This window comes from Xanthomonas vesicatoria ATCC 35937 (assembly GCF_001908725.1).
GTDB classification, from domain to species: domain Bacteria; phylum Pseudomonadota; class Gammaproteobacteria; order Xanthomonadales; family Xanthomonadaceae; genus Xanthomonas; species Xanthomonas vesicatoria.
Genome location: NZ_CP018725.1, coordinates 3,710,204 through 3,732,246 on the forward strand (window position 1 = coordinate 3,710,204; position 22,043 = coordinate 3,732,246).

Here is a 22,043-nt window from a genome sequence, read left to right on the forward strand (position 1 = left end):
GCCGGGCATGCCGATGCGCGCCGGGGAGGCGGAATGAAGACACGTGCTGCGGTCGCCTGGGCCCCGCATCAACCGCTGACCATCGAAGAGGTGGACCTGCAGCCGCCGCGTCCCGGCGAAGTGCTGGTGCGGCTGATTGCCAGCGGCATCTGTCATGGTGATGCGCACGCGCTGGCGCATGGGCATGCAAGCAGCTTCCCGGCGATCCTGGGGCAGGAGGGCGCAGGGATTGTCGAAGACGTGGGCATTGGCGTGACCAGCGTTCGCGCTGGCGATCACGTCATCCCGCTCTACATGCCCGAATGCGGCGTGTGCAAGTTCTGCCGCTCTGGGCGCACCAACTTGTGCCAGGCGATTCGCAGCAGCCAGGAGCGTGGCCTGATGCCCGACGGCAGCAGCCGGTTTTCGTTGAACGGGCGGCCGATCCTGCATCACATGGGCACCAGCACGTTTTCCGAATACACCGTGTTGCCGGAGATCGCGGTGGCGCGCATCCATCCGGACGCGGCACTCGACCAGGTCTGCCTGCTCGGCTGCACGGTCACGACCGGTGTTGGAGCGGTGCTCAATAGCACCCATGTGCGGCCTGGCGATTGCGTTGCGGTATTCGGGCTGGGCGGGATCGGCCTGTCGGTGGTGCAGGGCGCGGTGCTGGCCAAGGCCGGGCGCATCATTGCGGTGGACATCGACCCAGGCAAGTTCGCGCTGGCGCGCGCGCTGGGTGCCACCGACTGCCTGGACCCGCGCGACTACGGCGCACCGATCCAGCAGGTGATCGTTGACCTCACCGATGGTGGCGCGGACCACAGTTTCGAATGTGTGGGCGATGTCGGGGCGATGCGCGCGGCACTGGAGTGCTGCCACAAGGGCTGGGGCGAGAGCGTCATTCTCGGTGTGGTCGACGATGCACAGGAAATCAGCACGCGGCCGTTTCAGCTGGTGACCGGCCGGGTGTGGCGTGGAAGCGCTTTTGGCGGCGTAAAAGGGCGCAGCGAGTTGCCCGGCTATGTAGAGCGCTATCTGCGGGGCGACATCCAGCTGGCGCCGCTGATCACCCGCACCCTGGCATTGGACGACATCAATCAGGCGCTGGCGGATCTGCATGCGGCGCGCGGTATCAAATCGATCGTGCTGTATTGAAGGGGACGACATGACGTCGACGCACTACCTGCGGTCTTGCCGCGGCACACCGCCACTTCGCGCCGCACGTCAGGGGCCCGACGCCTTGCAAAAACATCGGCTCACCGGCGCATGCACAGTGTTGCTGTGTACTGCCATGATTGGTCCGGTGCTTGCCGACGACACGCCGCAAGTTACCTGGCTGGATCGCATCGAGGTCACTGCCACACCGATCCCGGGCAGCACGATCGACGCGGCGCAGTTGCCGTACATGGTGCAATCGGCGACCAATGCGGAGTTGTCGCGTGGGCGCAGCAACAACATCAGCGATCTGCTGCAACGGCGCTTTGTCGGTGTGGATGGCAACGATGTACAGGGCAGCGCATTTCAGAACGACCTCACCTTCCATGGCTTTCGCGCATCGGCCTTGCCGGGCGCCTCGCAGGGTGTGTCGGTGTATCTGGATGGCGTCCGCGTCAACGAACCGTTCGCCGATATCGTCAGTTGGGACATGCTGCCCGAATCGGCCATCACCGCGGTGACCCTGATGCCTGGTTCCAACCCGTTGTTCGGGCCGAACACACTCGGCGGTGCGGTGGTGTTGTCCACCGCATCCGGACTCACTGCGCCTGGATTGCAGGGCGAACTGACCATCGGCAGCGGCGCGCGCAAGCGGCTGGACGCCAGTTATGGCGTGGCCGGCGGCGATGGCTGGCATGGCTTTATCGCAGTGACCGGCTTCGACGAAAACGGCTGGCGCGATGCGTCCGAAGGACGCCTGGGCACGGTGTTCGGCAAGCTCGGCCGGCAAGGCGATGACACCGACTGGAGTGTGTCGCTGCTGCACGGGCGTAGCCGCCTGATCGGCAATGGGTTGTTGCCTGATACCCGCTACACCGATGAAGGTCCGGAGCCCGGCTTGTATCGCGCCGACCGCCGCGCGGTGTACACCTCGCCCGACCTCACCCGCAATCGCAACACGCTGCTAACCGCGCAACTGGATCACCGCTTCGATGCCGACACCGCGCTGCACGCGTTGGCGTACTCGCGGGTGGGGCGGCGCGACACCGTCAACGGCGACATCGGCGAGGACTACGAAGAGTTCGTCGAGGAGTGCGCCTCCGGCTACGCCGCCGACGGCAGCGCCCTGGATGCCGATTGCGAGGTGGCGCGGGCCGATGCCGATGCGCTGCACACTGGCGCCCTCAATACCACCCAGATGCGCCAGGAAGCGCAGGGGCTTGCGCTCAACCTGAGCAAGCAATGGGGCGCGCATGCGCTCAGTGCCGGTGTCACCTTCGACCGCGGCCATGTGCGTTACCTGCAATTCGCCCGCGATGGCTGGGTGCAGCAGGACCGTTCGGTGCAGGCAGACCGCGATGCCGAGCGCGCATTTTTCTCCGGCGTGCGCGGCAGCACCAAGACGCTGGGTGCCTTTCTGGCGGACACGTGGGAGTTGGACGCGGCCACCCATCTCACCGCCGCAGTGCGCTGGAACCGGGTGGTAGTCGACAACATCCTCTCCACCGCCGAGGACGGCGACCGTCCGCGCGAGCGCTTCGTCTACGCCAAGGCCAACCCGTCGCTGGGGATCACCCATCGGCTCGACTCCGGCCTGACCGTCTACGGCTCGGTGGCGCAGAACACCCGCGCCCCGACGGCCATCGAATTGGGTTGCGCCGACCCCACCCAGCCGTGCCGGCTGCCGACCGGCCTGCAGGCCGACCCGCGTCTGGAGCAGATCGTCTCGCGGACTGTCGAGTTGGGCGCACGCTGGTCGCCATGGGCCGACAGCAACGCAACGGTGTCGGTGTATCGCGCCGACAATCGCGACGACATCTTGTTTTTGCGTGCGCCGGATACGCAGCTGGGCTACTTCGACAACGTGGGCCGCACCCGCTATCAAGGCGTCGACGCTGCGCTGCACCTGCGCAGCGGCGATTGGCAATGGTCGGCCGGCTACAGCTATCTGGACGCGACCTATCGCAGCGAAGGCGAACTGCTGTCCGGCGAGCGTGTGATCGCACTGCGGCCGGGGCTGCGGATCTCAGCGCTACCGCGGCACAACCTCAAGTTCGGGGTGGAGTGGCAACGCGATGCGCTAACGTTGGGCGCGGGCGTGCGTGCGGTCTCCGGACGCGTGGCTAGCGGTAACGAAGATGGGCAAGTCGACAATGCCGAAGAGGGCGAAGCCGCGCCCGGGCGCGTGGATATCGGCACCGCCGGCTATGCGCTGGTGGACCTGCAGGCGCGTTGGGCCATCACTGCGCGCGTGTCGCTGTTCGCGCGCATCGACAATCTGTTCGATCGCCAGTACGCCACCTATGCCGCCGTGGCTGAAGATGTGTTCCCCGACGGTGAACTTGCTCGCCCGCAAGATGCACCGGTTGAAACCGGTCCGGCGCGTTTTCTCGCGCCAGGTGTGCCCCGGCAGTATCTGATTGGCTTGCGGTGGGCGCTTTGAAGCGGGAATTGGGGATTGGCAACATCGAATGCCGGCACCGACGCTGCGCCGGCGTTTACGAATCCCCAATGCCGAATCCCCAATCCCAGCCCCACTTCACCCGGTATCCAACCCGTGCTTGCGCAGCTTGCGATACAGCGTATTGCGGCTGATGCCCAGTGCGTCGGCGGTGCGGCTGACATTCCAGCGATGGCGTTCGAGTTGTTGCTGCAACACCAGGCGTTCGGCCTGATCCAGCGCGACCCGGCCCGGCATATCGTCGGCGGCCACTGCACCGCCGTCGACCAGGCACGGCGCGCTGCCGGCGTCGACGATTTCCTGCGGCAGGTTAGGCAGGCGGATCATGCCGTCGCTGCACAGCACTGCGGCCGTGCGCAGCACATTGCGCAATTGACGCAGGTTGCCCGGCCAGGCGTAACTGAGCAGTTTGTGCATGGCCTCTTCGCTGATCCGCACGCTGTGCTCTGCGTTTTCTTCGCGCAGCAGGGTGCGGATCAACTCGGCTTTGTCGCTGCGCTCGCGCAGGGGCGGCAGATGCAAGACCACGCCATTTAGCCGGTAATACAGGTCCTCGCGGAATTCGCCTGCGGCCACGCGCTGTGCCAGGTCGCGATGGCTTGCGCTGATGACGTGCAGTTCCAGCGGCACCGCACGTTCGCTACCCAGCGGGGTGACGCTTTGTTCTTCCAGCACGCGCAGCAGGCGGCTTTGCAAGGGCAGCGGCATGTCGCCGATTTCATCCAGAAACAGCGTGCCACCGCTGGCTTGCAGCAATTTGCCATGCCTCCCTTCGCGCGCCGCATCGGTGAATGCCCCACGCGCATAACCGAACAACTCGCTTTCGATCAGCGCCTCCGGGATGGCGGCGCAATTGATCGCGACAAACGCGCCGCTGGCCCAGGGCGAACCACGGTGCACAGCCTTGGCGAATTCTTCCTTGCCGGTGCCGGTGTCCCCGCGCAGCAGGATCGAGACGCGATGGGCGGCCAGTTTCAGCGCATTGGCCAGGTTATGACGCATGCGCGGATCCGAGCCGACGTGCTCGCCGGGTTGCAGGTCCGAATCCGATGCGGCCTGCGCCGGCCCGCCCACCGCCGGTAGCGCCGGGCGCGCGCGTGGCGGGCGTACCAGCGCGTAGAAGCGCCGCCCGTGGCAGGCGCAGCGGATCGACCACAAGGTGCCTGCGTCGCTGCCGGCGCGGTGTTCGATGGTGTCAAAATCCAGCTGCATCACCTGCGAGATGTCGCGGCCCACCAACTGGCTGCGGTCGATCTTGCCAAGCTGCTCCAGCACCGCTTCGTTGACCGCCAGCACGCGGCCATCGGCGCCGATGGCGATCAGCGCTTCATGCAACAACCCGGCAAATTCCGGGCGGCTATGAAAGCGCAGGATGAAGGCGTGGCCGAACTGGTTGAGAAAATGCGAGCGCGAGATCTGCGCGGCCGACATGCTCACCAGCGCTACGGTATGGCGCTGGATCTGCTTGCCGTCCTGGGCGTTGGGGGTGGACGCATCCAGCACTGCCAGCAGCCCACCATGCGGGTCCAGGATCGGCGCGCCGCTGCAGGACAGCGGCAGGTGACGGGTCAGGTAGTGCTCGCCGCGATGTACGCTGACGGGGATGCGCTCGGCCGCGCACGTGCCCAGACCGTTGGTCCCCTGGTGGCATTCGGCCCAGCTGGCGCCACAGAACAGCCCCGCCTGACGGAATTCGCGCAACAAGGTGGAGTCCTGCACGCTGTGCAAGACGGTGGCCTCGGCATCACCAAAGATCACCGCATACCCGCTACCTGCGATCTGCTCGTACAGGTTTTCCATTTCCACCTTGGCGATGCGCAGCACCTCGCCCAGCCGCTGCTGACGCTCACGCACATGCAGGGCGTCGTGCACCAACGGCTCAGGTGTCGCCTCAGGGAGCAGCGCAAAGTCATCCAGGCAGCGCCGCCACGACCGCGACAGCGGTGGCGCCAGCGGCGCAATGTCGCGCAGCCGTCTGATCTGCCGGAGAACATCCGGTTCGATCTCCGGCAGGGTGACGGAAGGAGCGGCGACAACGCTTGGCTCTGACATGGGCCAGCGTTCCTCAGTGGGCGCGAGGGGTCAGTAGAGGCACAAACCGGCCCTATGCTCAAACTGCATTGCAGCAAACTACGGTGCGCGGCTTGCGATACAGGTCTTCAGGCTGGCTGCCAGAGCGTGTCTGGGACGTTGGCCGATGCCGCGCGCGTAGTTTCCAGCGTGGCCGACATGCGGTTCTCTTGGCGGTATGAGAAGACAAACTTGGCGGCTGCGGCGCTCGGTTTAAGCGCCAGTAGCGCGAAAGGCAAGTAGGGACGACGGTACGAGGGTCCTTTTCGGCGCGCTGGCGGCGTTCCGGCTGTCCTCAGGCTTCGCGGGTACCGCATCACCCCGGAGAGGCGCCTTCCCGGCGGGAAGAGAGCGGGCCAATTGCTTCTGGGTGCCCGCGTCACGACGCGGGCCGGGCTAGCGCATGGGATGCGTCGGGCATGCGGCGCGCACCTGAAGTGCCGCACCCCTGCCGCTCAGGGCATGCCTACAGCGCGTAACCGAACTGCTGCTTGAACTGGTCGTTGAACTCGGCGAAGTCGAAACGCTGATTCTGCGTGCCGGGGTGTTCGACCTTCAGCGCGCCCATGAGGTTGCCCATGCGGCCGATCGTCAGCCAGTCGTAGTTGTGCTGGATGCCGTAGATCAGGCCGGCGCGGAACGCATCGCCGCAGCCGGTGGGGTCGACCACGCGGCGTTCGTGCGCCGGCGGGATGTCGTAGGTCTTTTCGGGCGTATGCACCAGCGCGCCCTTCGGGCCTTGCGTGGTGATGTAGGCCTGGACGCGCGAGACGATGTCCTTTTCGTTCCAGCCGGTGCGTTCCTGCAGCAGGTTGGACTCGTAGTCGTTGACCACCACATAGTCGGCCTGCTCGATGAACTCACGCAGCTCCGGTCCGTTGAACAACGGCATCGCCTGGCCCGGATCGAAGATGAAGGGAATGCCGCCGGCAGCGAACTCTTCCGCGTTCTGGATCATGCCTTCGCGCCCGTCCGGGCCGACTAGGCCCAGGGTAACGCCCGGCACGTCGCGCACGTGATTCTCGTAGCTGCGCATCATCGCGCCCGGGTGGAAGGCGGTGATCTGGTTATTGTCGTGGTCGGTGGTGATGAACGCCTGTGGGGTGAACAGGTCGTCGATGATCTTCACGCGCGACAGGTCGATGCCCAGCGTTTCGAAATGTTCGCGGTACGGGCCGAAATCCTGGCCCACCGTGCCCATCGGAATCGGCGCGCCGCCGAGCAGGTGCAGGTTGTAGGCGATGTTGCCGGCGCAGCCGCCGAACTCGCGGCGCATGCGCGGCACCAGGAACGACACATTCAGGATATGCACCTTGTCCGGCAGGATGTGATTCTTGAACTGGTCCGGGAACACCATGATGGTGTCGTAGGCGAGGGAACCACAGATCAGTGCGGACATCGAGTCAGGCCTTTGCGTAAGGAAATACCCGCCAATTGCCGGCATGGCGGCGGGACGGCGCCAACGCCGCGGCGCAAAGGGTAACGGCTGTGATCGATCAGGGCCACAACCGCGTGCCATCTCCGGCGTGACCGTTACATGAAAACCGGGCCCGGATAACCGATTTTTCCTTGCCCGCACCGGGGGGGATTGCTAGGCTAGCGGACTTCGTTTTCTGCCCAAAATTTCGCCAGTCTGGCGGCGGGCACGCGACTTACCCAGGAACAACTCCCTCGATGTTCAAGAAACTGCGCGGCATGTTCTCCAACGACCTGTCCATCGATCTGGGCACGGCCAATACGCTGATCTACGTGCGCGGGCAGGGCATCGTGCTGAACGAGCCATCGGTGGTTGCGGTGCGTCAGGACCGCGCGATCGGCGGTACGCGTTCGGTGGCTGCCGTCGGCGCGGAAGCCAAGCAAATGCTCGGCCGCACCCCCGGCCACATCACCACCATCCGCCCGATGAAAGACGGCGTCATCGCCGATTTCACCTACACCGAAGCAATGCTGAAGCACTTCATCAAGAAGGTGCACAAGTCGCGCTTCCTGCGCCCCAGCCCACGCGTGCTGGTGTGCGTACCGGCCGGTTCCACCCAGGTGGAGCGCCGCGCCATCAAGGAATCTGCGGAAGAGGCCGGTGCGCGCGATGTGTATCTGATCGAAGAACCGATGGCCGCAGCGATCGGGGCGGGCATGCCGGTGACCGAAGCGCGCGGCTCGATGGTCATCGACATTGGCGGCGGCACCACCGAAGTGGCGGTGATCTCGCTCAACGGCATCGTGTATTCGCAGTCCGTACGCGTCGGCGGCGATCGCTTCGATGAGTCGATCACCAATTACGTGCGCCGCAACCACGGCATGCTGATCGGCGAAGCCACCGCCGAGCGCATCAAGTTGCAGATCGGTTGCGCCTACCCGCAGGACGAGGTGCAAGAGATGGAAATCTCCGGCCGCAACCTCGCCGAGGGCGTGCCGAAGATGATCAAGATCAACTCCAACGAAGTGCTCGAAGCATTGCACGAGCCGCTGTCGGGCATCGTGTCGGCGGTGAAGCTGGCGCTGGAGCAGACCCCACCGGAACTGTGCGCCGACGTCGCCGAGCGCGGCATCGTGCTGACTGGCGGTGGCGCGCTGTTGCGTGACCTGGATCGCCTGATCTCCGAAGAAACCGGCCTGCACGTGCAGGTGGCCGACGACCCGCTCACCTGCGTGGCCCGCGGCGGCGGCCGTGCGCTGGAGCTGGTGGACATGCACGGCAATGAGTTCTTCGCGCCTGAGTGAAGCGTTCGGGATTAGGGAGTCGGCCTTCGGGATTCGCCAAGCGTGTCCCGGCCTTCGGTCTTGACCGATTGCGGTGCAGCCCTGTTTGTCTAACGCTTAGTCTTACCGGGGGCAGCGAGCTGCTCCTCGAATCCCCAATCCCTAATCCCAGATCCCGGCCTTAAAGTGCCCTCCTACGCCGGTCCTCCCGTCGCCTCCCGTCCGGGCGAAGTCACCTCCACGCTGCGGCTGCTGGTCTATCTGGTGCTGGCGATCACGCTGATCGCGCTCGATAGCCGGGGCGGCTGGCTGAGCCAGGTGCGGATGCAGGCCAATCTGTTGATCCAGCCGATCTGGGCGGTGGCCGGGTTACCGGGGCGCATCGGGTCGCAGGTGCGCGATAACGCTGCCACGCACGCGCAGCTGGTGGAAGAAACCCGCGACCTGCGCAATCAGCTGCTTGTCGCCAACGCGCGTTTGACCCGGCTGCAGACCGCCGCGTTGGACAACGCACAGCTGCGCGAGCTGCTCAACGTGGCCGAGCGTCGTGGCCTGGACGTGCAGTTGGCGCCGATCCTGGATATCGACCTGGACCCGACCCGCCAACGCCTGCTGCTGGATGCCGGCAGCCGCGATGGCGTGCTGATGGGCCAGGCGGTGATCGATGCCGGCGGCCTGATGGGCCAGGTGATCGAAGTGACCCCGCTGCATTCGACCGTGTTGCTGTTGACCGACCCCGACCATGCGGTACCGGTCAGCGTGGCACGCAACGGCGTGCGCCTGATCGTCTACGGCCGCGGCGATCGACTGGAGCTGCGCGACATCCCGCTGAGCGCCGGCGTGCAGGTGGGCGACGAAATCGTCACCTCTGGCCTGGGCGGTCGCTTCCCGGCCGGCTTCCCAGTCGGCAAGGTCTCCGAACTGCATCCCGACGACACCCACGCCTTCCTGGTCGGCGAGCTGACCCCGGCCGCCAAGCTGGACCGCGGCCGCGACGTGTTGTTGTTGCGCGCCGGCAAACCACTGCGAGTGGTGCCGGGAATCGGGAATGGGGAGACGGGAATGGGGAGTGGCAACGGCCGCGGTGCCGCATCGGTGCCGGCCTCGACGCCGACCGGACAGGCCGCTGCTCCCGTTCCGCTGCAGGGAAGTGCGCCTGCCAAGCTGTCGGGGATGGGGAATGAGGGAGCGGGAATCGGGAATAGCAACGGCAACGCTGCTGCATCGATGCCGTCCTTGCGATTGACTAGGCAAGGCGTAGCACCTGCATCGTCGCAAGCGGCCGCGCCTGCCGATTCCCGACTTCCAATTCCCGATTCCCGGCCCCGAAACAACCAGGGCGCAGCCACCGTGCCGCCGCAGAGTACCGCTCCTACCGATTCCCCATTCCCGAATCCCCAATCCCGTCCGGCTCCACCGGAGACGGACCGATGACCCGCATGCGCAATACCTGGATCCTGCCGGTGAGCATCTTCATCGCGCTGGTGCTGGGCCTGCTGCCGCTGCCGGCGGTGGTTCAACCGCTGCGCCCGTACTGGGTGGCGCTGGTGCTCGCCTACTGGGTGATCGAGGAACCGGACCGGGTGGGGCTGGGTGTGGCCTTCGTGGCCGGCGTGCTGGCCGATCTGCTGTACGGCGGGCTGCTTGGGGAGCAAGCGCTGCGGCTGGTGATCATGACCTTCATCCTGCAGCGCTTCCGTGCGCGCATGCGCTTCTTTCCGGTGTCGCAGCAGGCGCTGGCGATCGGCGGGCTGCTGCTCAACGACCGCATCGTGTCTTCGGCCGTACATCTGGCGATCGGCGAGCCGACCCTGCCGTGGAGTTACTGGTGGGCGCCGCTGCTGGGCATGGCGTTGTGGCCGCCGCTGTTCGTGTTGCTGGATGCGGTGCGCCTGGGCAAGCGGAGCAAGAAGTAGCCCATGCACGGCCGGCGCCAACCCAAGAACCCGCACGCCGAGGCCGAGCAGTTCCGCCGTCGCGCGGTGCTGGGGTTTGTGATGGTGGTGATCTGCCTGGTCGGCCTGGGCGGTTGGTATTTCAAGCTGCAGGTGCTCGACCACGAGGTCTATGCCACCCGCTCGGAAGCCAACCGCATCAAGCCCAAGCCGGTGGTGCCCGGGCGCGGCATGATCTACGACCGCACGGGCCGCCTGCTGGCCGAGAACGTGCCGGCGTTCCGCCTGGACGTGACCCCGGACAAGGTCGCCGACATGGACGCCATGCTGGCCGCGCTGGGCAAGGTGATCCCGATCGCGCCGGAAGACCTGGAGCGCTTCAATCGCGAACGCAAGGCACGCCGCAGCTTCCTGCCGGTGACGCTCAAGCTGCGCATGAGCGATGAGGAAATGGCGCGCTTTGCAGTGGAGCGCTGGCGCTTCCCCGGCGTGGAGCTGGAACCGTACCTGACCCGGCGCTACCCGTACGGGCCGTTGTTCGCGCACATCATCGGCTACGTTGGCCGCATCGACGAAAAAGACCTGGCGGTGCTGGGTGAGGGCAATGCCGCACTCACCCATATGGGCAAGTCCGGCCTGGAGCGTTATTACGAACAGGACCTGCGCGGGCAGGTGGGCTACGAACAGGTCGAGACCAATGTGCAGGGGCGGGCGATTCGCACCGTCGGCCGGGTCGCGCCGCAGTCGGGTGCGGACCTGCGGCTGTCGGTGGATGCCGATTTGCAGCGCGCCATGGTGGCGGCGTTCGGCGAACACGAAGGTGCGGCCATTGCGATGGACCCGCGCACCGGCGAAATCCTGGGCATGGTCAGCCTGCCCAGCTACGACCCCAATCTATTCGTCAACGGCATCTCGCACACCGACTTCAAGATGCTCAACGACAACCCGTCGCGGCCGCAGTTCAACCGGCTGGTGCTGGGCGGCGTGGCGCCGGGTTCCACGCTCAAGCCGCTGATTGCGCTGGCCGGCCTGGACAGCGGCCTGCGCCGGCCGGAAGACCGCGTGCTGTCCACCGGCATGTTCTATCTGCCCGGCGTCAGCCGCGGCTGGGGCGATTCGCACCGTGGCGGCCACGGCTGGACTGATCTGCGCAAGTCCATCGCCCAGTCGGTCAATACCTACTACTACCGCCTGGCGGTGGACATGGGCATCGAGCGCTTCGACCAGTACATGGGCGGCTACGGGTTCGGCGCGCCCACCGGAGTGGACCTGCTGGGCGAAATCGGCGGCATCCTGCCGTCGCCGGCCTACAAGTACAAGACGCGCAAGGAGCGCTGGTACCCCGGCGATACCGTCAACATCGCCATCGGCCAGGGCGATTGGAAGGTGACCCCATTGCAACTGGTGCGCGGTGTCTCGGCGATCGCCAGCGGCCTGCTGTTGCGTCCGCATCTGGTGCTGGAAGAGCGCACCGGCTTCGATCACCCCTGGCAGCCGATGATCCAGCCGCCGGGCAAGCCGATCAGCCCGAATCCGGCGCATCTGCAGGTAGTGCGCGAGGGCATGATGGACACCATGCGCCCGGGTGGTACCGGGTATGCGATCACCCCAGGCGCGCCGTACCAGATGGCTGGCAAAACCGGTACCGCGCAGGTGGTCAGCCGCAAGGGCGTGGCCGCCGTGGACCCGCGCAGCCTGCCGATGCACCTGCGCCACCGTGGCCTGTTCGTCGGTTTCGCGCCGGCCGACAACCCGGTCATCGCGGTGGCGGTGGCGGTGGAGGGCGGTGGCTTCGGCACCAGCTCGGCGGCGCCGATCGCGCGCAAGATCTTCGATGCCTGGTTGCTCGGCAAGATGCCCGCAGGCATCTTGCCGTTGGACAGCGAGCTCGGTACTACGGCGCTGGGCATCAACCAGTTCGAAGCCGGTGCAACCGATGCACGGGCCGCCGGCGATGCGGCCGCTGCCACGCTGGACGAATTGCCGGTGGTGATCGGCCAGGCCGCGGTGGCGCTGGATCCCACCACGCCCGCGCAGCCGGTGGTACCGGATGTGCCCGATGCGGTGCAGGAGACCGACCATTGAGTGACATCCTGCGCTGGTTGGTGGACATGGCCGCGCGCTTCACGCGCAGCCTGGACTGGGTGCTGTGCCTGGCGTTGGGCGGATTGATGGTGATCGGCCTGTCGGTGCTCAAGAGCGCCGGCGGCGCGGCCAACGGTGATCACCTGGTGATGGCGCAAGCGGTGCGCTTCGTCATCGGCATGGCCGCGATGTGGGGCATTTCGCGCATGTCGGTACTGCGCCTGCGCGCCTGGACGCCTTGGGTGTACGGTTTGTCGATGCTGCCGTTGCTGGCGGTGTTTGCGCTGGGCACCGGCAAATACGGCCGGCAATGGCTGGATCTGAAAGTGTTCTATCTGCAGCCGGCCGAGCTGTTGAAGATCAGCCTGCCAATGATGGCGGCCTGGTACCTGCACCGTATGCCGTTACCGCCGCGCATCTCGACCGTGGTGGTCACCTGCATGATCATCGGGGTGCCCACCGCGCTGATCATGTTGCAGCCGGACTTCGGGACCGGCGTGTTGATCGCCGCCAGCGGCGTGTTCGTGCTGCTGCTGGCCGGTTTGCCCTGGTGGTGGGTGGCCGTGGGGCTGGGCGGCGTGTCCGCGGCTGCCCCGGTGGCGTGGTTCTGGCTGCTGCGGCCCTACCAGAAGGACCGCATCATGATGTTCCTCAACCCCGAGAACGACGCGCTTGGCGCGGGCTGGAACATCATCCAGTCCAAGATCGCCATTGGCTCGGGCGGGTTGGATGGCAAGGGCTGGGGGCTGGGCTCGCAATCGCATCTGAACTTCATTCCGGAGCAGACCACCGACTTTGCGTTCTCGGTGCTCAGCGAAGAATTCGGCTGGATCGGCGTGGCCACCGTGCTGACGCTGTATCTGATCGTCATCGGCCGTTGCCTGTGGATCGCCTCGCAGGCGCGCGATACCTATTCGCGCCTGGTCGCCGGCGCCACCGGCCTGGCGTTCTTCGTCTACGTGCTGGTCAACGGCGGCATGATTTCCGGCCTGCTGCCGGTGGTCGGCGTGCCCATGCCCTTGATGAGTTACGGCGGCACCTCGGCGGTGTCGCTGCTGGCCGGATTGGGGTTGGTCATGGCAGTGAAGTCGCACCGACCCGTGCATGGGTATTGAAGGCATTGCGGTGTCACAGCGGCGCGTCGAAGCGCCACACGTGACACGCAATCAGCCTACGCTGCATGGCGAACCTCGTTGATGCGACAGGCGTGTGTCAGCACGCAGGCCAACCGTCGATCACGCAGCGTTTTGCGCGTTGCATTGCAATAGCGACACAGCGGCGCAGGGCGGCTTCGCGCCCGCGGCATCGGGTTCGCCCACGTTCCGCATGTGCGGCGCGTGCTCCGTAGAGTCGCTACGCCGCTGCAGTGATGGCGGCCGCGTCGCGTCGCCCATGCAGGTGCGCGCCATTTCTCTTTTGGGTGCCTCTTTCCATGAAATTGCTAACCGTCGCCATCGGCGGTGTCTGTCTACTGCTTGCCGTCCAGGCCAGTGCCATCACGTTCGCTACTGGCGATACCCGTGCTGTCACGCAGCCCTCACCTCCAACCACCTGTCCGCCGTCCTTGAGGGCCGGGCTGACGCCGACCGGGCGTCAATTCGATGATGCACTGGAACGCTCGCCGCCCGACACCAAGACCATCCAGGCCGCGCTCAATGCCTGCAAAAACGGCAGCGTGTTGCTGACCAGTGGCAGCGGCAACGCATTTCTGACCGGCCCGCTGACCATTCCCAGTGGCGTCACCCTGGTGGTCGACCAGGGCGTCACGTTGTATGGCTCGCGCAATCCGGCCGACTACGGCGGCGGCTGCGGCGTGGCAGGTTCCAAAAGCGGTGGCTGCGCGCCGCTGATCAGCGTCAAGGGTGCCAAGTCGGGCGTCATGGGCATCCGCACCGACGGGCGTCAGGGCACCATCGATGGCCGTGGCGATCTGACCATGCTGGGCAAGAGCACCACCTGGTGGCAATTCGGCGAAAGCGCCAAGGCAGCCGGCCAGGTGCAGAACAGCCCGGATCTGATCAAGGTGCAGAACTCCACGGCGTTTACGCTGTACGACATCAACCTGATCAACGCGGCGTACTTCCATTTCTTTGCGCATATCGTCGATGGCCTGACCATCTGGGGCGTGCGGGTGAAGTCGCCCGCCACCAGCCCCAACACCGATGGCCTGGATCTGGACAGCGTGGTCAATGCCACCCTCCACGACAACGACGTGATGGGCGGCGACGATTGCGTGGCCATCAAGACCATCGCTTCCAAATCGGCCAACATCACCGTGCGCAACACGCGTTGCTACGGCACCCACGGCATCTCCATCGGCAGCGAAGTGATGTCCGGCGTCAGCAACGTGCTGGTGGACAACAACGCGCTGGTGTCCATCGACGATGCAGGCAACCGCAGCACCGACAATAACGGGTTGCGCATCAAGACCAGCATCGTCAAGGGCGGGCCGGTCAGCCAGGTCACCTATCGCAATACCTGCTTGTACGGGGTGACCAGTCCGCTGGTGATCAACCCGTTTTACGCCAGCGGCGGCAGCGGCACTAAACCAACCTTTAGCGACATCGTCGTCGACGGGCTGCGCAGTGCCAACGATGCCGGCGGCAAGGGTTGGATCCTGCGTGGCTACGATGCGCAGACGCAGTTGGATCTGGTACTGGCCAACGTGGCAACCGGCAACACCACCGTCAAGGCAAGCGACGCGCAGATCCGGCTGAGCAACAGCGCGCTGACACCGACCGGTACCGGCGTCACCACGGCGCAGGTGCAACTGGGCGGCGCCATACCGACCTGCTCGGGCGCGCCGCGCTTTCCGGCGCTGTGAGGCGACAGGCGCGGCCGACTGCAGCGGCCGCGCCTGGTTGCTGGCACGAATGCTTAGTCGATGTGGCTCCTGGCAGCTGGAGTCAAAATCCTGAAACGGGTAAGCCGGAGACTGGCCCCAGCGCGGCATGCAGGGACGTCCGCCTCCGCACGATTGCCACTGATCCGGTGACTGCGCCCGTAAGCGGCCGATTGGAAAATCGCCGAGCATCCAGTGCGTTGCGGGACGCCGACATGCCGGCGGACGCCGCGGCATTGCGAAGGTGCCGGCTCCGGTTGCGGCCGGTCGTTCACCCCAATCCCCAATCTCGATTCCCGCGGACCAAAAAGCGCCCCGCCTGCTGCGGTAGACCTTGACTTTGGCTAAAGTCTTTTCGTTTCATGGTCTTATTGCCAGAAGTTCATCTGATGTCTGTTACCCTCGGCCGATGATTCGACGCACTCTGACCTGCCTGCTCACCCTCGGCCTTGTCGCCTGCGCGACCCAGCCCAGCCCTCCGTCCCCACCGCCGGCCGCCAGCGCGCCGCCCGCCAAGCCACCAGTGGCTCCAGTCGCGCCTGCAAGCGCCGCCGCCGAAGCGCCTGCGTTACCGCCGGTCGATCTGACTCCGGTCCCGTTCGAGATTGCACGCGCCAACTTCGTGCGCGACACCGCCGCCAAGTACGGCATCGACGCCGCACAGATCGAAGCGGTGCTGGCGCAGGCGCAATTCAAGGATGCCATCGTCACCGCCATGTCGCGGCCGGCCGAACGGGTCAAGCCGTGGAACGAATACCGGCCGATGTTCATCACCCAGGCGCGCATCGATGGCGGCCGCAACTTCCTGGCGCAACACCGTGCCGAATTGAGCAAGGTCGAAGCCACCACCGGCGTGCCGGCGCAGGTGATCGTGGCCATCATCGGGGTGGAAACCAGTTACGGCAGCAATGCCGGCAAGTACCGCGTGCTGGATGCGTTGTACACGCTGGCGTTTCGCTATCCGCGCAGCGGCGACCCGACCAAGCTCGAACGCGAAGTGCGCCGCGAGCTGTTTTTCCGCGATGAACTCGGCCAATTGTTCGCGCTCGGCAAGGAAGAGCAACTCGACGTCACCAGCTTGATCGGCAGCTACGCCGGCGCAATGGGCATGGGTCAGTTCATGCCGTCCAGCTACCGCCAGTTCGGTGTCGATGGCGATGGCGATGGCAAGCGCAATCTGTTCACCGATTACAACGACGTGTTCGCATCGATCGCCAATTACTTCGTCAAGAAGGGCGGCTGGGTGCGCGGCGGTCAGGTCGCCGTGCCGGCCACGCTGGCCGCTGGCCACGAAGAATTCAATCCTACCGACTGGACGCCGGTGTACACGCTGCCCGATCTGTCCGCGCGCGGGTACCACCCCGCCGCGCCGGTGGTGGCCGGCAGCACCGCTACGCCGATCAGCCTGGATGACGCAAACGGCAAGCAGTACTGGCTGGGCTTCCAGAACTTCTATGCGATCACCCGATACAACATTTCAAAGATGTATGCGATGGCCGTGTTCCAGCTGTCTGAGGCCATCGCCGGCAAGGAGTTACCCCCGGCATGAACAGCATGACAGGCCCCAAGTGGCTGATCCCGATGGCGCTGATGCTTGGCCTGGCGGCCTGTAGCAGCGCTCCGAAGAAAAGCGTCGGTGCCAAGGGCGGCGGCGCCATCAAGGGCGTCAAGGTCGAAGGAAAGGGGCCGGCGTATGTCGCCACCGGATGCCCGTCGACCTCGCCGTATGCGGCCGCCAAGGAAGACCCGTCCACGCGCGGCGACTACACCGCCGGCGGCCTGTACAAGCCTGGCGTGAAGGACACCACGCCCGACCATGTGCCCAACGTGGCCTGCATCCCCGAACCGCTGGTCACCGACGAGCCGCGCTCGGCAGTCGGCAACCGCTCGCCCTATGAAGTGCTGGGCAAGCGCTACGTGGTGATGGACAACCCGGGCGACTATGTCGAACGCGGCACCGCCTCGTACTACGGCAGCAAATTCCACGGCCGGCTGACCTCCAACAAGGAGGTCTACGACATGTACGCCTTCACCGCCGCGCACAAGACGCTGCCGCTGCCCAGTTTCGCGCTGGTCACCAATACCGACACCGGCGATTCGGTGGTGGTACGCGTCAACGACCGCGGCCCGTTCCACGATGGCCGCGTGATCGATCTGAGCTACGCCGCTGCGGTCAAGCTGGGCATCACCGGCAAAGGCACTGGCAACGTCGAAGTGCGTGGGCTGACCGAAGCCGATAACGGCAACCTGCTGGCCAAGCGCAACCGCGGCCGGGTGCCGGTCACTACCGCAGTGGCGACCGCGGCCCCGGCATCCGGCAGCAGCCAGATCGATGGCCTGGTGCAGCGCCTGCCCACGCGTACGGTGCCGCCGCGCCCGGTGGCGGCAGCCGCAGGCACCGTGGCTGTCACATCAGGAGCAGCCGCTGCTGCAGCGCCAGTCACTGCGGCTGGCGAGCGTTGGCGCTATCGCGTGGCCGACGCGCGCCAGCCCGGCAATGCCGACAACTTCGATGCCTGGATGAAGACGCAGGGCGTGCGCGTGGCCACCGGCAGGCCCGCTGCTGCCACGCAGCGACCGACAGGCGCGGCAACGGCCGTTGCCCCAGTACCGGTCGCTGTTGCAGTGGTCAAGGCGCCGGAAAGTACTGCTGCCCGCCCGCTCAAGGCCGAGCCGGTTCCGGCCAAGACACCGAGCGTGGCCGAGGCTGCGCTTGGCGACATCCTGTTGCAGGTCGCCAGCTTCGCCAGCCGCGAAAATGCCAACCGCGCGCTGTCGCAGCTGGCCTCAGCCGGCATCGCCGGTGCCAGCGTCAGCGATATCGTCAGTGGTGGCCGCACGCTGTGGCGCCTGCGCGTCAACACGCGCGACCACGCCAACGCATCGGAGATTTCCCAGCGCATTGCCGGCCTGGGTTTTGGACGTCCGCAGATCGTCGCCAACTGAGCGTACGGTCGTGCCGCCATGCGTCGCCATCGAGGTCAGCGACCCGATGCGCGTCGCTTGCGCCAACCGCGTTCACGTGTGGAGCGCCAGTCGATAGCTCGGGACATCATGAAGATGATGCGCCGGCCGCAACACTGAACTGTGGAAGCGAGTCCGCCGCGGAGCGCGTCGCCTGAATCTTCATCGCACCTTACAATTTCGTATTACCCAGCCTTCGGGCCCGTCAGGAGTCGTTCTTCAATGAAATTCCGCTTCGCCGCCGCCGCCGTGGCCACGTTCGCCTTCGGCCTGGTCTGCGCCCAGACACCAGCGCCGCAGCCGACTCCCGCTGTGGCTGCCGCGCCGGCTGCACTGCCGGTTCCGCCCGCACCCGCGCCGGCCGTGTCCAAATCCTGGATCCTGATGGACTACGCCACCGGGCAGGTGCTTGCCGGCGAAAACATCCACCAGCAACTGGCACCGGCCAGCATCACCAAGGTAATGACGTCCTACGTCGTGGCTGCGGAAATCAAGAACGGCAAGGTCAAGCGCGACGACCAGGTCATGATGAGCGAGCGCGCCTGGCGCGAGGGCGGCGCCGGCACGGACGGTAGCTATAGCGGCTTCCCGGTCAACCAGACTGCGCGTCTGGAAGACATGGAAAAGGGCATGGCGATCCAGTCCGGCAACGATGCTGCGATCGCGCTGGCCGAGCATGTGGCCGGGAGCGAGGAAGCGTTCGCCTCGTTGATGAACAGCTACGCCGCCAAGATCGGCATGAAGAATTCCTACTTCGTCAACGCGCACGGCCTCAGTGCCGAAGGCCACCATTCCACCGCCTACGATCTGGCCATGCTGGGCCGCGCCATGGTGCGCGATTACCCGGAGACCTACGCCTACAACAAGATCAAGGAATTCCAGGTCGGCTCGATCAAGCAGAGCAACCGCAACCGGCTGCTGTGGCGCGACCCGGCGGTGGACGGCATCAAGACCGGCCACACCTCCGAGGCCGGTTACTGCCTGCTGAGCTCGGCCAAGCGCGGCGATCAGCGCCTGATCGCGGTGGTCATGGGCGACACCTCCGAAGAACAACGTGCTACCGACAGCCTGGCGCTGCTCAACTGGGGCTTCCGCTTCTTCGAAACCCATGGCCTGTACGCGCCCGGCAAGGTTGTGACCAAGCAGAAGGTCTGGAAGGGTGCGCAGGACGAGGTGCAACTTGGCGTGGCCCAGCCGCTATTGGTCAGCCTGCAGCGCGGTCGCTACAACGACCTCAAGCCCAGCATGGAGGTGGCCAAGAATCTGGAAGCGCCTATCAAGAAGGGTCAGCAGGTCGGCACCGTCAAGGTCAGCCTGGACGGCAAGATCATCGCCCAGGCCCCGCTGGTCGCCATCAATGCGGTGGAAGAGGGCGGCTTCTTCAAGCGTCTTTGGGATTCGTTCTGGATGTGGTGGGAATCGGAATAAGTTCGGAATAAGTGCAGCAAAAAGCCGGCGAAAGCCGGCTTTTTGTTTGCGGGGATTAAGGATCGGGCATGTGGGATTCGCAACAGCCAGAGCAAGTGCAAGGCATCAGTGGCCTGCTTGGGTCAATCCCCCAATCCCAAATCCCCAATCCCCAATTCCAGCCCTCAAAGCATCCGGCTGATGGTGAAACTCCCATACACCGGCGTCTCGCGTTGGGTCTCGAATTCGCGGGTGCGGTGGTAGCGTGCGATGGCGAACTTCCAGCGGCCGTACATCACCGCCAAGCCGTAGCCGACATCGCCCACGAACGGACGCTTGTCCACGCTGTGGCTATTGCGGAACGTGTTGCCATCCAGGGTGATGTCGCGAATCACCCAGCGCGCATCCGTGGTCACGAACAGGTGGCCCGACCAGCCGCTGGCACGTCCCAGTCGGCTCGGGGCAGTATTTTCGCCCGCCGGGCGGGTGGGGGTGCTGCCGAAGTCGTCCGGCAACTTCCAGCCAAAACGTGCTTCGCCACCGGCGTTCAGGTGTGTGGCCATGTTGCCCACCGCCCCGCCCCAGTGCGAGATAAAGTCCCAGCCGAATCCATCGGCATTGCTGGTGGCATCAGCCGGCCACCGGCGCATGCGTTCGTGCACCAGGTTGATCAGCGGCTCGTTGTGCAGCTGGTTGTCCCAGCCCTGGAATTTCTCGTCCCCCAGCGCGTCATGGATCGCATCCTGGGCTTCCTGCGCAAAAGCCCACGGGCCAACTACGCCGATCTGCAGCTGGGTGGTGCGCAGGTGCGCATCGTTGCGGGCGTTGTAGCCAAAGCTCGCCAGCAGGATGCCCGCATACGGGCGGTCGTCCGGGATTACGTCGCGGCGGGTGTAGTCGGTGGGGGTAAAGATCCCCTGGCCGATCGAGAACACCATGTTCTGCTGGTCGAACTCGCCCGGATGCAGCCGTTCCAGATAACTGTTGACCCAGCGCGCGGTGCGCGGCAGGCACGGGTCGTCGGTGTAGTCGACCAGATTGGGCGAGACCAGGGTCAGCACCGCACCGTTGGAATACCCCTGGTCCTGGTCTTCGCCGCCGAACAAATCGTTGTCGACCCGGAAATTGACTGCCGGCGGCGTCTGCCCCAGCCGGCTGGAATCGCACTGATCTGCTGCGATAGCTGGCATCGACAGCCCGGTGAGAGAGAGCAGCAAGGCAGCAGACAACGCGCGCGGTCGGAGCATGGAGGGCCTGGGGGATAAGGAGGACGGGGGTGGTGCAAAGGTGCCTGCGCTCACGGCTGCGTCGCGTGAACATGCGCCTAAGCGTGATCTCATTTTCGGTCGAGGCCGGTTTGTGGAGAACTGCCGTTCCTACGTAGGTGTGTTTGGCTAAGCACCGCAATCGAGGATGCCGTCCAGGCTTAGACAGCCATGCGCATAACTGCGGTGAGGGTGCGAGGCGAGACTTGGGTTTGCCCTCCGCCGGCCCGATAATGGGGCGATGGATATCAGCACCGACAACCCCCAACACGGCTTCCAGTTTCCCGGTACCTTCGAGCTCAGCGCCATGGGCGCCGCCGAGCGCGGCCTGGAAATCGAATTGCCGCGCCTGCTCGCTGCCACTGGTGTGGAGCTGCTGCAGGAAAGCGTCAGCTGGAAGCATTCTTCCAACGGTAAATATGTCTCGGTCAAGATCGGCTTCCGTGCCGAGAGCCGGGAGCAGTTCGATGCGGCGCATCAGGCGCTGCGTGGCCATCCGGAAGTGAAGTGGACGCTGTAGCGGCCGAACCTGCGGTGGTTGCAGTTGGGATTCCGCCCGCGCAGCTGTGCGACCTCGGTCAGCAAGACTACGCCCCTGTCTGGCGCGCAATGCAGCGTTTCACCGATACACGCGATGGGCAGACCGCCGACCAGGTATGGGTAGTCGAGCATGCGCCGGTGTTCACGCTGGGCCAGGCCGGCAAGCCCGAGCACGTGCTGGCCCCGGGCGATATCCCGGTGCTGCAGGTCGATCGCGGTGGGCAGGTGACCTACCACGGTCCAGGCCAGCTGGTGGTCTACCCGCTGCTGGATCTGCGCCGGCTCAAGATCGGCGTGCGCGATTACGTGTGCAAGATCGAGCAGGCGTTGATCGATACGCTGGACGAATGGAATATCGTGGCCGGACGTCGTGAAGGCGCGCCGGGTGTGTATGTCGGCGGCGCCAAGATTGCTGCACTTGGCATCCGCGTGCGCCGGGGCTGCACGTTCCATGGGTTGTCGTTCAATGTGGCGATGGACCTGGAGCCGTTTCACCGCATCAACCCGTGCGGCTACGAGGGCTTGCAGGTGACCTCGGTGCTAGACTTGGGCGGCCCCTCCGGGATGGAGGCCGTCAAGGCAGCGCTGCTTGAGCAGCTGGCACGCCAGTTCGGCCTGACGCTGCAGCCCGCCTCCGCAATGCCCGACCTTTCGCTTCCGGCCTGAGCGCCCGT

Annotated in this window: 16 protein-coding genes; 13 read left to right on the plus strand and 3 right to left on the minus strand. The window is 65.5% G+C overall.

Annotation, left to right across the window (positions count from 1 at the left end):
- Nucleotides 1-33: 33 nt before the first annotated feature.
- Both BJD12_RS16110 and BJD12_RS16115 read left to right on the plus strand, forming a co-directional pair.
- Nucleotides 34-1,140 (plus strand): S-(hydroxymethyl)glutathione dehydrogenase/class III alcohol dehydrogenase, encoded by a 1,107-nt coding sequence (locus tag BJD12_RS16110; protein ID WP_005990292.1) that lies wholly within the window; start codon nt 34-36, stop codon nt 1,138-1,140.
- A 136-nt stretch (nt 1,141-1,276) separates the two neighbouring features.
- On the plus strand, nt 1,277-3,583 hold the full coding sequence (locus BJD12_RS16115) for a TonB-dependent receptor (protein ID WP_005990294.1): 2,307 nt from the start codon (nt 1,277-1,279) through the stop codon (nt 3,581-3,583).
- A 96-nt stretch (nt 3,584-3,679) separates the two neighbouring features.
- Here BJD12_RS16115 and BJD12_RS16120 read toward each other — a convergent pair whose 3' ends face one another.
- On the minus strand, nt 3,680-5,653 hold the full coding sequence (locus BJD12_RS16120) for a sigma-54-dependent Fis family transcriptional regulator (protein WP_039421492.1): 1,974 nt from the start codon (nt 5,651-5,653) through the stop codon (nt 3,680-3,682).
- A gap of 484 nt (nt 5,654-6,137) precedes the next feature.
- Nucleotides 6,138-7,070 carry a carbohydrate kinase family protein gene (locus BJD12_RS16125; protein WP_005990298.1) on the minus strand — a complete coding sequence of 311 codons (933 nt, stop codon included), beginning with the start codon at nt 7,068-7,070 and terminating at the stop codon, nt 6,138-6,140.
- Nucleotides 7,071-7,345: 275 nt separating this feature from the next.
- Between BJD12_RS16125 and BJD12_RS16130 the strand changes: the two genes are divergently transcribed.
- The 9 genes from BJD12_RS16130 to BJD12_RS16170 all read left to right on the plus strand — a co-directional run bounded on the left by BJD12_RS16130 (nt 7,346) and on the right by BJD12_RS16170 (nt 19,585).
- Nucleotides 7,346-8,392: a rod shape-determining protein gene (locus BJD12_RS16130; RefSeq protein ID WP_003482734.1), complete on the plus strand. Its 1,047-nt coding sequence runs from the start codon at nt 7,346-7,348 to the stop codon at nt 8,390-8,392.
- Between the two features lie 165 nt (nt 8,393-8,557).
- A complete protein-coding gene (gene mreC, locus BJD12_RS16135; protein WP_005990300.1) occupies nt 8,558-9,805 on the plus strand; it encodes a rod shape-determining protein MreC in 1,248 nt (415 codons plus the stop codon).
- Nucleotides 9,802-10,287 (plus strand): rod shape-determining protein MreD, encoded by a 486-nt coding sequence (mreD, locus tag BJD12_RS16140; protein ID WP_005990302.1) that lies wholly within the window; start codon nt 9,802-9,804, stop codon nt 10,285-10,287. Before mreC ends, mreD begins: the two co-directional genes overlap by 4 nt.
- Before the next feature lie 3 nt (nt 10,288-10,290).
- The gene (gene mrdA, locus BJD12_RS16145) at nt 10,291-12,351 is read left to right on the plus strand and encodes a penicillin-binding protein 2 (protein ID WP_005990304.1); all 2,061 of its coding nucleotides are present in this window, start codon (nt 10,291-10,293) and stop codon (nt 12,349-12,351) included.
- Nucleotides 12,348-13,466, plus strand: coding sequence for a rod shape-determining protein RodA (gene rodA, locus BJD12_RS16150; RefSeq protein ID WP_005990306.1), 1,119 nt, complete (start codon nt 12,348-12,350; stop codon nt 13,464-13,466). The genes mrdA and rodA overlap by 4 nt, the downstream gene beginning before the upstream one ends.
- 317 nt (nt 13,467-13,783) lie before the next feature.
- Entirely contained in the window at nt 13,784-15,175 is a 1,392-nt protein-coding gene (locus BJD12_RS16155) for a glycoside hydrolase family 28 protein (protein ID WP_039421498.1), read from the plus strand.
- 427 nt (nt 15,176-15,602) lie between these two features.
- A complete protein-coding gene (gene mltB / locus BJD12_RS16160; RefSeq protein WP_039421501.1) occupies nt 15,603-16,742 on the plus strand; it encodes a lytic murein transglycosylase B in 1,140 nt (379 codons plus the stop codon).
- Nucleotides 16,739-18,139, plus strand: coding sequence for a septal ring lytic transglycosylase RlpA family protein (locus tag BJD12_RS16165; protein ID WP_005990314.1), 1,401 nt, complete (start codon nt 16,739-16,741; stop codon nt 18,137-18,139). Before mltB ends, BJD12_RS16165 begins: the two co-directional genes overlap by 4 nt.
- A 240-nt stretch (nt 18,140-18,379) precedes the next feature.
- Nucleotides 18,380-19,585: a D-alanyl-D-alanine carboxypeptidase family protein gene (locus tag BJD12_RS16170; protein WP_005990316.1), complete on the plus strand. Its 1,206-nt coding sequence runs from the start codon at nt 18,380-18,382 to the stop codon at nt 19,583-19,585.
- A gap of 164 nt (nt 19,586-19,749) precedes the next feature.
- Here BJD12_RS16170 and BJD12_RS16175 read toward each other — a convergent pair whose 3' ends face one another.
- Entirely contained in the window at nt 19,750-20,811 is a 1,062-nt protein-coding gene (locus tag BJD12_RS16175; RefSeq protein WP_039421503.1) for a lipid A deacylase LpxR family protein, read from the minus strand.
- 259 nt (nt 20,812-21,070) lie between these two features.
- Here BJD12_RS16175 and BJD12_RS16180 point away from each other — a divergent pair, with 259 nt between their 5' ends.
- Nucleotides 21,071-21,349 (plus strand): YbeD family protein, encoded by a 279-nt coding sequence (locus tag BJD12_RS16180; protein ID WP_005990320.1) that lies wholly within the window; start codon nt 21,071-21,073, stop codon nt 21,347-21,349.
- On the plus strand, nt 21,337-22,035 hold the full coding sequence (lipB, locus tag BJD12_RS16185) for a lipoyl(octanoyl) transferase LipB (RefSeq protein ID WP_042827775.1): 699 nt from the start codon (nt 21,337-21,339) through the stop codon (nt 22,033-22,035). The genes BJD12_RS16180 and lipB overlap by 13 nt, the downstream gene beginning before the upstream one ends.
- The last annotated feature ends 8 nt before the right edge of the window (nt 22,036-22,043 follow it).